Source organism: Micromonospora sp. U56 (assembly GCF_018070095.1).
Classification (GTDB): Bacteria; Actinomycetota; Actinomycetes; order Mycobacteriales; family Micromonosporaceae; genus Micromonospora; species Micromonospora purpureochromogenes.
Genome location: NZ_JAGPYL010000176.1, coordinates 1 through 10,150, shown reverse-complemented (window position 1 = coordinate 10,150; position 10,150 = coordinate 1). Strand labels below are relative to the sequence as shown.

Sequence of the window (10,150 nt, the reverse complement as noted above, 5' to 3'; positions counted from 1 at the left end):
GCTCGTCGTGGTCGGCGGTCACCGCCAGGTCGACCGGGGGCTGCCGGACGGCCAGCGGGCGGTCGTCCCGCCCGGCGGCGAGCCGGGGGGCCAGCGTCCCGTCGAGGCCGAACCGGGCCAGCACGTCGCCGGCGGGCAGCGCCGCGAAGTCGCCGAGGGTACGCACGCCGAGCCGGCGCAGCAGGTCGGCCAGCGCGGGACGACCGAGCGCCTCGACCGGCAACCCGGTCAGGAACTCCGGCGTCCCGCCCGGCGGTACGACGCGGCCGGCGCGCGCGGCCAGCCCGGCGGCGAAGACCCCGTCGGCGATGCCGACCTGGCTCTCCACCGCGCAGGCCTGGGCCACCTGCTCGACGATCCGTTCGGCGGCCGCCTCCTCGCCGCCGAGGTAGCGGCTGGGGCCCCGGGCGGCCACCGCGCAGGCGCCGGGGCGTACCACCTCGACGCCGGCGACGACCTCCTCGACGGCGGCGACCACCGGTTCGAAGGCGCGGGCGTCCCGCCCCAGGTCGTGGTCGACGACGGTCAGCTGCGGGCAGCGCCCCTGCGCCTCCCGCCGGCGCAGGCCCCGCCGTACCCCCTCGGCGCGGGCCTGCTCGGAGCAGGCCACCACCCGGTTGGCGTGCAGCACGGCGACCGGGCCGGTGGCGGGCACCCCGTCGACGATCTCGGCGGCGATGACCGGCCAGTCCGGACACCAGAGCAGCAGGGTGCGCACCGGCGTGCCGGTCACGCGGACCCGACCACGGTGAGCGCGCCACGCCGGGGGCGGCCGACGCCGCCCCCGGTCGCCGGCCGGGGGATGACCCGGGTGAGCCCGTCACCGGGCAGCCAGACCTTGATCTCCTTGGGGCGGGCGGCCGCGCCGCGTCCGCGCGCCGACACGGTCACCTCGCGGCGGCGCAGCCGGCCCCGGCCCGACCCCAGCCCCTCCCAGACCCCGCGGACCACCTGGAGGGTGACGTCCGCGCCGTCCCACCGGCCGTACGGGACGAGCACGCTGCCGCGCTGCCGGGCCCGGGCGGCGAGCCGGTTGGCGACCGAGGCGGAGACGGTCTGCGGCACGGCGGTCACCACCACGTCCACCCCGTCGATCAGCGCCGCGACGACGGTGGGCCACTCCGGGCCGGGGTCGGGCACCAGGGCGAGCCGGTCCAGCGCGATCCCGATCTCGGCGGCCGCGCCGGCCCCGAAGGTCGGCACCCCGACCACCGCGCACCAGGAGCCGGCCCGGGACGCCTCGGCGAGCAGCGCCAGGACCAGGGAGGTGCCGCCGCTGCATCGGGGTTGGCCGGCGGAGACCGCGATCGTGCTGCCCCGGCGCAGCCCGCGGTTGGGCAGCAGGCCGGTCAGCTCGGGCGCCACCGGGAGCACCCGGTGGCCGCCGGCCGGGTCCGGCGCGCTCGCCGGGCGCACCAGATCGGCCAGTGCGGCGGAACCGACCACCATGCGGCCCGCCATGGGACCAACCCCCCGTCGTGTTTCTGCTGGATCAGGTGTCGCTGTCGGATGGGACGCCGGGTGTGCCCGGCGGGGGAACCCGGGCGGTGCCGGGTCAGGCGGCGAGGCCGTCGAGGGTCGGTTGGTGGGCCAGGCCGAGCGCGGTCTCCACCACCGAGACGAACTGCTCGGCGGCCCGGAGCAGGTCGTCGGCCTCCCGGGCGCTCACCACGCGGGGTATCCCCGCCTCGGCGGCGGCCCGCTTGCCGGCGCCGGCGGCGAAGTAGGCGGACCACTCGTCGAGCTCGGGGGCGACCGTGGAGAGCAGGACCCAGACGCTGGTGATCCGGTGGCGTCGGGCGGGGGCGGGGCGGGCGCGGGCGGCGAGCAGGGCCGCGGCCGCGCGCAGCGCGGCGAGGTGGGCGGCGGCGTAGCGCAGCCCGTCGGGGCGGGTCTGGGCGGCCTCGCTGAGCCCGATCCGGGCCACCGCGAGGAGCTGGGCCGGGGTGCGGTGCGGCAGCACGTGCGCGGGCACCGTCGGTGCCTGGGCCGGGTTGGTCGGCATGACTGTCTCCTCCGCGTGACCGGGGCGGGCGCGACGCCCGGCGGAAGGATCCGTCGGCGGGCACCCGGAGCGGGTGGTGCGGAGGAAGACGCACCGGATGGGGGCCGGCCGGGTGTGGACGCTTCCCCACACCACACCCGGCCGGCGAACCGGCGGGTTCGTCGTCCGTCGCCCGGGGGTCGTGGGCGGCGGACGACGATCCTGCCTTGACGGGACCGGGCTCGCGACTGCCCGGAACCCGGTGCGATCCGCGAAACCGCACCTCTCCCGGAAGCCGGAGCCGCGAAACACCGCTCCCGGGCGTTGGAACGGGCGTACGACTCAATCGAACACTCGTTCTAACTGCTGACAGTACACCCTCCCTCCGACGAAAACGCAACGTGTGGCGTCCGGCGTGCCGCCCCGGCACCCGCCACGCCGACCGGACCCGACCGGCTCCATCGGGCCGGGGCGTACCGGGAAGAATGGGGGCATGCAGCCACACCCGAACGTGCAGGCGGTGCAGGCGGCCCTGGACGGCGCGGGCGCGCGTGACAGCGCGGGCGCGCCCAGCCTGGTCCGTCTGCTGCCCGAGGCGGTCCACACCGCGGCCGCGGCCGCCGCGGCGCTCGGCGTCGACGCCGGCGCCATCGCCAACTCGCTGGTCTTCGAGGCCGACGGCGAGCCCCTGCTGGTGCTGACCTCCGGCGCGCACCGGGTGGACACCGCCGAGCTGGCCGCCCGGCTGGGGGTCACCCGGCTGCGCCGGGCCACCCCGGAGTTCGTCCGGGAACACACCGGCCAGGTGATCGGCGGGGTCGCCCCGGTGGGCCACCCGCGCCCGCTGCGCACCCTGGTCGACACCGCCCTGCAGGAGTACGCCGAGATCTGGGCGGCCGGCGGGGTGCCCCAGGCGGTCTTCCCCAGCACGTACGCGGAGCTGCTGCGGATCACCGCCGGCATCCCGACCGAGGTGGCGTGAGCGAGCCCGGCGGGGCGACTGCCGGCGACACGGTTCCCGAGCTGGTCACCCTGCACGTGTGGCGGATCTCCCGGGCCGCGCTGCCCCGGGCGCTCACCCGGATGGCGCTCGACCCGCGCCGGCTGCGCGCCACCCCCGGCGTACGGTTCGGCAAGCTGCTCGGCACCGGGACCGGCACCGGCTTCGGGCCCGGCGACGCCGACCTGACCCGGTGGGCGGCGCTGACCGTCTGGGACTCCCCCGACGCCGCCGACGGCTTCGACGCCTCCCCGGTCGGCCGGGCCTGGGCCCGGATCGCCCGGGCCACCGTCCGGGTCGACCTGCGCCCGGTGAGCAGCCGGGGCGAGTGGTCCGGCCGGCGCCCGTTCGGCGACCCGCCCGGCGGCCGGGTCGGCGGACCGGTGCTGGCGCTCACCCGGGCCCGGCTGCGGCCCCGCCGGGCGGCCACCTTCTGGACGGCGATCCCCCCGGTGGCCGCCGCGCTGCACGTCGCGCCCGGGCTGCTCGCCCGGTTCGGCGTCGGCGAGGCCCCGCTGGGCTGGCAGGGCACGGTCAGCGTGTGGCGCGATCCCGCGGACCTCGTGGCGTTCGCGTACCGTCACCCGGAGCACCGCGCCGCGATCAGCCGCACCCCCACCGAGGGGTGGTACGCGGAGGAGCTCTTCGCGCGGTTCGAGGTGCGCGACGTGGTCGGCGACCGGACGGTGCTGGGGTGGGTCGCCGACGGCGACGCGGCAACGGTGAAGGGACACGCATGAGGTTGGTGCGGTGGACGCCGGACGATCTCGTCCGGCGGCTGGACGACGTGGTCGCCGTCTACGGGGAGGCGATGAACTACCGCGCCGACCTGCTGGGGGCCCGCCGCGGCTACATCGCCACCCACGTACGCCGTCCCGGCTTCCGCGCCGTCGCCAGCCTCACCACCGACGGCCGGCTGGCCGGCTTCGGGTACGGCTACCTGGGCGCGTCCGGGCAGTGGTGGCACGACCAGGTGCACCGGGCACTGGACCCGGAGGCCCGCCGGCGCTGGCTGACCGACTGCTTCGAGGTGGTGGAGCTGCACGTCCGGCCACCGGCGCAGGGGCACGGCCTGGGCACCCGACAGTTGACCGCCCTGCTCACGCTCGCCGAGGGCGCCACCACCCTGCTGTCCACCCCCGAAGCCGACGAGCAGACCTCGCGCGCCTGGCGGCTGTACCGGCGGTTCGGCTTCGTCGACGTGTTGCGGCACTTCCACTTCCCCGGCGACGAGCGGCCCTTCGGCGTGCTCGGCCGGGACCTGCCGCTGGCCGTGGCCGACCCGGCCGCCACCGTCCGGTCCGGCCCGGCCGCGCCGTGATCCGACGGCGAGCCCCCTGGGCGTTGCTGACCGTCCTCGTCCTCGCCCAGATCTGCTACCCGCTCACCACCGGCACGACCCGGGCCCGGCTGACCGTGGCCACCGTGCTGCTGGGCTACCTGCTCGCGGTCGGCCACGCCCTGCTGCGCCGCGGCCCGCGTACGGCGGGGGCGCTGGTCGCGGTGGCCACCGGCGGCGGCTTCGCGATCGAGGCCCTGGGGGTCACCACCGGCTTCCCGTTCGGCAGCTACGACTACTCCGGCGAACTCGGGCCGAAGCTGGCCGGGGTGCCGCTGATCATCCCGCTGGCCTGGACCTGGATGGCGTGGCCCGCCTGGCTGGCCGCCGTCCGACTGACCTCGTCCGGGCCCGGGCGGATCGCGCTGGCCGCCGTCGGGCTGGCCGCCTGGGACCTCTTCCTCGACCCGCAGATGGTGGCCGAGGGCTACTGGGTGTGGCGCGACGCCGACCCGGCCCTGCCCGGGCTGCCCGGCATCCCGGTCAGCAACTACCTGGGCTGGCTGCTCTTCGCGGTGCTGTTGACGAGCGCGCTGCGCCCGCTGGCCGGGCCGTCCGTCGCGGTCACCGACTCCCGGGACGACCCGATGTTCGCGCTCTACCTGTGGACGTACTTCTCCAGCGTGCTGGCCCACGCGGTCTTCCTCGACCTGCCCGCCTCGGCGGCCTGGGGCGCGGCCGGCATGGCGGTGGCGGCGGTGCCGCTGGCGGTGACGCTGTTCCGCGCCCGCCGGCACGGCGACGACCGGCGGGATGCCCGCCGACCGGCGCGTCCCGGCGTCGACGCCACCGCATGAGCGCGGCGGTCCTCGCCCTGGTCCTCGCGCTCGCCGCGCTGACCGCGCACACCGGGATCAACGCGGGCCGCTGGCTGCGCCGCCCCGCCGGCGGGCCGGTCGAGGTCACCGAGGCGGTGGCGGTGCTGCTGCCGCTGCGCGACGAGGCGGCCCGGCTCACGCCCTGCCTGCGGTCGCTGCTCGCCCAGCGGGGGGTGCCGCGGCTGCGGATCGTGGTGCTGGACGACGGGTCCACCGACGGGACCGCCGACGTGGTCCGCGCCGTGGCCGGCGACGATCCGCGGGTCACCCTGCTCACCGGGGTCACCCCGCCACCGGGCTGGCTGGGCAAGCCGCACGCCTGCCACCAGCTCGCCGGCCGGGCCGATCCGACCGCCACCGCGCTGGTGTTCGTCGACGCCGACGTGGTGCTCACCCCGTACGCCGTCGCGGCGGCGGTCACCGAGCTGCGCGCCGCCGGGGCGACGCTGCTGTCGCCGTACCCCCGGATCGTGGTGCGGACGGCGGCCGACCGGCTGGTGCAGCCGCTGTTGCAGTGGTTGTGGCTGACCTTCCTGCCGCTGCGCGCGATGGAACGCTCGCCGCGGCCGTCGCTGGCCGCCGCCGGCGGGCAGTTCCTGGTGGTGGACCGCGCCCGCTACGACCGGGCCGGCGGGCACGCCGCGGTGGCCGACAAGGTGCTGGAGGACATCGAGCTGGCCCGGGCGGTCAAGCGCTCCGGCGGGCGGATCGCCCTCGCCGACGGCTCCCGGTTGGCCGCCTGCCGGATGTACGAGGACTGGCCGCAGCTGCGCGACGGCTACACCAAGTCGCTCTGGGCCTCCTTCGGTCACCCGGCCGCGGCGGCGGTCGTGGTGGCCCTGCTGCTCCTGCTCTACACCGCTCCCCCGCTGGTCGCCGTCGCGGCTCTGGTTGCCGGCGCGCCGGTGGTGGCCGCGCTCGCCACCGGCGGCTACCTGCTCGGGGTCGCCGGGCGGGTGCTCAGCGCCCGGGCCACCGGTGGGCGGGCCTGGCCCGACGCGCTGGCACACCCCGTGTCGCTCGTGGTCCTCGGTTGGCTGACTTCGCGGTCGTACCATCTGCGGAAGCGGCGACGTCTGTCCTGGCGGGGCCGCCCGGTCAGCTAGGAGGACGCGGCATGGCGCGGATCGTGGTCGTCGGCGCCGGGGTGGGCGGCCTGGCCGCCGCCGCCCGGTTGGCCGTCACCGGGCACGAGGTCACCGTCTTCGAACGCGCCGACACCGTCGGCGGCAAGCTCGGCCGGTACGCGCACCACACCCCGGCCGGCTCGTTCCACTTCGACACCGGCCCCAGCCTGTTTACCCTGCCCCAGGTCTTCCACGACCTGTTCGAGGCCACCGGGGCCAAGCTCGACGAGTACCTCGACCTGGTGCCGCTGGACCCGATCGTGCGGCACGTCTTCCCCGGCGGCGGGCCGGCGCTAAACTCCTGCGCCGACCCGGCCGAGTTCGCCGCCCGGATCGGCGCGGCCCTCGGCGACCGGGCGGCCGCCGACTGGCAGCGGCTGTGGCGCCGGGCCGCCCGGGTCTGGGAAGCCTCGCACCGGGACATCCTGCGCCGGGCCGGCGGCTCGCCGCGCGACCTCGCCGCGCTCGCCTGGCGGCTGGGCGACCTGGCCGCCATCGGTCCCGGCCGCAGCCTGCGCGGGCTGGGCCGGTCGCAGCTGTCCGACCCCCGGCTGCGGATGCTGCTCGACCGGTACGCCACCTACACCGGCGCCGACCCGCGCCGCGCCCCGGCCGCGCTGGTCGCCGTCCCCTACGCCGAGCTGACCTTCGGCGGCTGGTACCTGCGCGGCGGGCTGGGCACCCTGGCCGACGCGCTGCTGTCGCGCTGCCTGGACCTCGGCGTGGTCGTGCAGACCGGCGCCACGGTCACCCGGATCGACGCCGCGGGCGGCCGGGTGCACGGGGTACGCCTCGCCGGCGCCGCCGCGCCCGTCCCCGCCGACGTGGTGGTGGCCAACACCGACGCGCTCACCCTCTACCGGGACCTGCTGCCCAGCCCCCGCCGGCTGGCCGGGCTGACCGACCGCAGCCTGGCCGGCTTCGTGCTGTTGCTCGGGGTCCGCGGCGACTCCGGGCTGGCCCACCACAACGTGTTCTTCCCGCGCGACTACGACGCCGAGTTCGACGCGGTCTTCGGCGACCCGGGGCGGGGCGTACGGGCCCGGCCGGCGACCGACCCGACCGTCTTCGTCACCGTCGCCGACGACCCGATGGTCCGCCCGGACGGGCACGAGTCGTGGTTCGTGCTGGTCAACGCCGCCCGCCACGGCACCGCCGCCGGGGCGGTGGACTGGCGCCGGCCGAGGCTCGCCGAGGCGTACGCCGACCGGATCCTCGACGTGCTCGCCGAGCGGGGCGTCGACGTCCGCGACCGGCTGGTGTTCCGGGAGGTGCGTACCCCGGCCGACCTGGACGCGGCGACCGGCGCGCCGGGCGGCACGATCTACGGCACCGCGGGCGGGCTGCTGCGCCCGGCCAACCGGGGCCCGGTCCACGGGCTCTGGCTGGTCGGCGGCTCCAGCCACCCCGGCGGCGGCCTGCCGATGGTGACCCTCTCCGCGCGGATCGTCGCCGAGGAGATCGGCCCGGCCTGGTAACGCGCCGCCCGAGACACGGCCTGCCGCCGGGGTCGGGCGTGGGCGACGAGCGGGTCAGCCGGCGTCGATGAGGGCGCGGCGCACGGTCGACAGCAGCTGCCCCAGGCCGAACCCGGCCAGCAGCACCCAGACCGCGGTGGCCATGGTGATGGTGCCGGCGGCCAGGTCCGGGTCGATCAGGCCGGTCAGGCCGGCCAGCAGCAGCCCCACCAGGGCCACGCAGACCCGGGTCGGGCGCTCCCCCACGGTCACCGCGCCGATGTCGCGCATCCCGGCGGCGACCGCGCGGGCCCGGACGTACTCGTGCAGCCAGGACAGCGCGCCGCCGGCGACGACCAGCGCGCCCGGCGCGCCGACCAGCCAGAACGCGGCCAGCCAGGCGACCTCACCGAGCCGGTCGGCGAGCGAGTCGTAGACGTAGCCGAGGCGGGTGGTCCGGTTGGTGACCACCGCCACCGCCCCGTCGACGCTGTCCGCCACCGAGGCGAGCAGCACGAACAGCGCGCCCACGATCGGCCCGTCCACCGACCGTACGGAGAACAGCGGCACGCAGAGGCAGAGCAGCACGCCGGCGACGGTCACCGCGGTCGGGGTGATCCGGAGCCGGCCCAGGATGTACCCCACGTGGTAGGCGAAGCGCAGCCAGGTCCGGACCACCGGCGCGGCGGCACGCGGGTCGAAACCGCCGTGCAACCGTGCCCAGGCGGTCGCGTAGTCGTCCCACTTCAGCTGTGTGCCCACCATCGGTCAACCGTCGTGGCGTGGTTCAGGTGGCGGGGTGCCCGCGTTCACACCCGGGCGCCGGCCTGGAGACTGCGCCAGACCTCCCGCGTCGCGGTGGACCGGTTGAGGGTGATGAAGTGGATCCCCGGCACCCCCTCGTCCAGCAGCTTGGCGCACATCTCGCTGGCCTGCTCGATGCCGAGCCGGCGCACCGCCTCCGGGTCGTCGGCCACCCGCTCGAACCGCTCGGCGAGGGCGGGCGGGAACGGCGCCCCGGACAGCTGCACGGACCGCTCGATGGTGCCGATCTGGGTCACCGGCATCACGCCGGCCAGGATCGGGGTGTCGCAGCCGGCGGCGGCGACCCGGTCCCGCAGCCGCAGGTAGTCGTCGGCGTCGAAGAACATCTGGGTGATCGCGAACTCGGCGCCGGCCCGGCACTTGCGGACGAAGTGCGCGGTGTCGCTGGCCACGTCCGTCGAGCGCGGGTGCTTGTACGGGAAGGCGGCCACGCCGACGCTGAAGTCCCCGGCGTCGCGGACCAGCCGGACCAGTTCCTCGGCGTAGAGCACGCCCTCCGGGTGGCGGGCCCACTCGCCGCCCGGGTCGCCCGGCGGGTCGCCGCGCACGGCGAGCACGTTGCGCACCCCGACGCCGGCCAGCCGGCCGATGACGTTGCGCAGCTCGGCGACCGAGTGGTTGACCGCGGTCAGGTGGGCCATCGGCAGCAGGGTGGTCTCGGTGGCGATCCGCTCGGTCACCGCCACCGTGGTGTCCCGGGTCGACCCGCCCGCGCCGTAGGTGATGGACACGAACGAGGGACGCAGCGACTCCAGCTCCCGGATGGCCTGCCAGAGCAGCCGCTCGCCCTCGGGCGTCTTGGGCGGGAAGAACTCGAAGGAGAAGGTCGGCTGGCGCTCACGGATCAGCTCCCCGATCGCCGGCTGGGGATTGGGGAGGACGGAGGGAAGACCGAGCGCCACGACCCGACTCTAGCGGGCGGCGGCCCGCCGACCCACGATCTTCCCATCGCGGCATCGACGACGGTCACCGAATGCCGGCGGGCCGCTCGGTACGGCGACGCACGGCGGGTCCGACGCGACGTCGTACCCCCGGGGTAGGAAGGAGCCAGCGCGGGTGGCGCCGGTCGGGGCCGGCGCCCGGGGGCACGCGCGGGGGTCAGCACCGACCGACGGCGCGCCGGTCCCGTCCCGCCGGGGCGGCCGGCGTCGCCGCGCCGACGCCCGACCGGAGGACCGATGACCCCGCCCGACCCGCTTCTGCTCGGGCCGCTGATCGCCCAGCTGCGGCTGGCCCGCGGCTGGAGTCAGCAGCGGCTCGCCGCCGAGCTCTGCGCCGCCTCCGGCGCGGCCACCCTGACCCGGCACGAGATCTCCCGCTGGGAGCGCCAGGCCCGGGTGCCGGGCGACCGCTGGCTGCGCCGGCTCGCCCTCGTGCTCGACGCGCCGGCCGGGCCGTTGGTCGAGGCCGCCGGGCGCAGCCGGCACCACGGCCCGGTGGGGGCGGGCGGGTCCCGGTCCCGGTCGGCCCTGCTCGCACTGGCCCAACGCTGGGTGGCCGACCCGCACGCTCCGCTGCTGGTCGCGCCGGCCCGGTGGGGGACGCGGCCGACCCCGACCGGCTAGCGTCGGTACGTGACCCACGCTGCTCCCGTCTCCCC

11 protein-coding genes and 1 pseudogene are annotated in these 10,150 nt (G+C 77.1%); 7 read left to right on the top strand and 5 right to left on the bottom strand.

Annotation, left to right across the window (positions count from 1 at the left end):
• From KBX37_RS31940 to KBX37_RS31930, 3 genes and pseudogenes are all read right to left on the bottom strand, one after another.
• Window positions 1-733, bottom strand: a pseudogene (locus KBX37_RS31940) (DNA polymerase Y family protein); the annotation flags it as partial.
• On the bottom strand, window positions 730-1,461 hold the full coding sequence (locus tag KBX37_RS31935) for a hypothetical protein (RefSeq protein ID WP_210779565.1): 732 nt from the start codon (window positions 1,459-1,461) through the stop codon (window positions 730-732). The gene KBX37_RS31935 and the pseudogene KBX37_RS31940, both read right to left, overlap by 4 nt.
• Window positions 1,462-1,555: 94 nt before the next feature.
• A complete protein-coding gene (locus KBX37_RS31930; protein WP_088961099.1) occupies window positions 1,556-2,005 on the bottom strand; it encodes an SAV_6107 family HEPN domain-containing protein in 450 nt (149 codons plus the stop codon).
• A gap of 472 nt (window positions 2,006-2,477) precedes the next feature.
• On the opposite strand from KBX37_RS31930, the gene KBX37_RS31925 reads away from it, so the two are divergent.
• From KBX37_RS31925 to KBX37_RS31900, 6 genes are read left to right on the top strand one after another with little or no spacing between them, the layout of a single operon-like run.
• A complete protein-coding gene (locus KBX37_RS31925) occupies window positions 2,478-2,966 on the top strand; it encodes a YbaK/EbsC family protein (RefSeq protein WP_210779564.1) in 489 nt (162 codons plus the stop codon).
• The gene (locus tag KBX37_RS31920) at window positions 2,963-3,724 is read left to right on the top strand and encodes a monooxygenase (RefSeq protein WP_210779563.1); all 762 of its coding nucleotides are present in this window, start codon (window positions 2,963-2,965) and stop codon (window positions 3,722-3,724) included. The genes KBX37_RS31925 and KBX37_RS31920 overlap by 4 nt, the downstream gene beginning before the upstream one ends.
• Window positions 3,721-4,305 carry a GNAT family N-acetyltransferase gene (locus KBX37_RS31915; RefSeq protein WP_210779562.1) on the top strand — a complete coding sequence of 195 codons (585 nt, stop codon included), beginning with the start codon at window positions 3,721-3,723 and terminating at the stop codon, window positions 4,303-4,305. The genes KBX37_RS31920 and KBX37_RS31915 overlap by 4 nt, the downstream gene beginning before the upstream one ends.
• Entirely contained in the window at window positions 4,305-5,120 is an 816-nt protein-coding gene (locus tag KBX37_RS31910; RefSeq protein WP_374103932.1) for a carotenoid biosynthesis protein, read from the top strand. The genes KBX37_RS31915 and KBX37_RS31910 overlap by 1 nt, the downstream gene beginning before the upstream one ends.
• Window positions 5,117-6,247 (top strand): glycosyltransferase family 2 protein, encoded by a 1,131-nt coding sequence (locus KBX37_RS31905; protein ID WP_210779560.1) that lies wholly within the window; start codon window positions 5,117-5,119, stop codon window positions 6,245-6,247. Before KBX37_RS31910 ends, KBX37_RS31905 begins: the two co-directional genes overlap by 4 nt.
• An 11-nt stretch (window positions 6,248-6,258) precedes the next feature.
• Window positions 6,259-7,746: an NAD(P)/FAD-dependent oxidoreductase gene (locus KBX37_RS31900; RefSeq protein ID WP_210779559.1), complete on the top strand. Its 1,488-nt coding sequence runs from the start codon at window positions 6,259-6,261 to the stop codon at window positions 7,744-7,746.
• A gap of 54 nt (window positions 7,747-7,800) precedes the next feature.
• On the opposite strand, the gene KBX37_RS31895 is transcribed toward KBX37_RS31900, so the two are convergent.
• Together KBX37_RS31895 and metF are read right to left on the bottom strand one after the other, a co-directional pair.
• Window positions 7,801-8,490, bottom strand: a complete 690-nt coding sequence (locus KBX37_RS31895) for a CDP-alcohol phosphatidyltransferase family protein (protein WP_210779558.1) — start codon at window positions 8,488-8,490, stop codon at window positions 7,801-7,803.
• A 44-nt stretch (window positions 8,491-8,534) separates the two neighbouring features.
• A complete protein-coding gene (metF, locus tag KBX37_RS31890; protein ID WP_210779557.1) occupies window positions 8,535-9,452 on the bottom strand; it encodes a methylenetetrahydrofolate reductase [NAD(P)H] in 918 nt (305 codons plus the stop codon).
• A 276-nt stretch (window positions 9,453-9,728) separates the two neighbouring features.
• On the opposite strand from metF, the gene KBX37_RS31885 reads away from it, so the two are divergent.
• Window positions 9,729-10,115: a helix-turn-helix transcriptional regulator gene (locus KBX37_RS31885; RefSeq protein WP_210779556.1), complete on the top strand. Its 387-nt coding sequence runs from the start codon at window positions 9,729-9,731 to the stop codon at window positions 10,113-10,115.
• Window positions 10,116-10,150: the final 35 nt, after the last annotated feature.

Coding starts and splice junctions, on each gene's coding strand:
- KBX37_RS31935 (WP_210779565.1), bottom strand. CDS start 1,461: ATGGCGGGCCGCATGGTGGTCGGTTCCGCCGCACTGGCCGATCTGGTG.
- KBX37_RS31930 (WP_088961099.1), bottom strand. CDS start 2,005: ATGCCGACCAACCCGGCCCAGGCACCGACGGTGCCCGCGCACGTGCTG.
- KBX37_RS31925 (WP_210779564.1), top strand. CDS start 2,478: ATGCAGCCACACCCGAACGTGCAGGCGGTGCAGGCGGCCCTGGACGGC.
- KBX37_RS31915 (WP_210779562.1), top strand. CDS start 3,721: ATGAGGTTGGTGCGGTGGACGCCGGACGATCTCGTCCGGCGGCTGGAC.
- KBX37_RS31905 (WP_210779560.1), top strand. CDS start 5,117: ATGAGCGCGGCGGTCCTCGCCCTGGTCCTCGCGCTCGCCGCGCTGACC.
- KBX37_RS31900 (WP_210779559.1), top strand. CDS start 6,259: ATGGCGCGGATCGTGGTCGTCGGCGCCGGGGTGGGCGGCCTGGCCGCC.
- KBX37_RS31895 (WP_210779558.1), bottom strand. CDS start 8,490: ATGGTGGGCACACAGCTGAAGTGGGACGACTACGCGACCGCCTGGGCA.
- KBX37_RS31885 (WP_210779556.1), top strand. CDS start 9,729: ATGACCCCGCCCGACCCGCTTCTGCTCGGGCCGCTGATCGCCCAGCTG.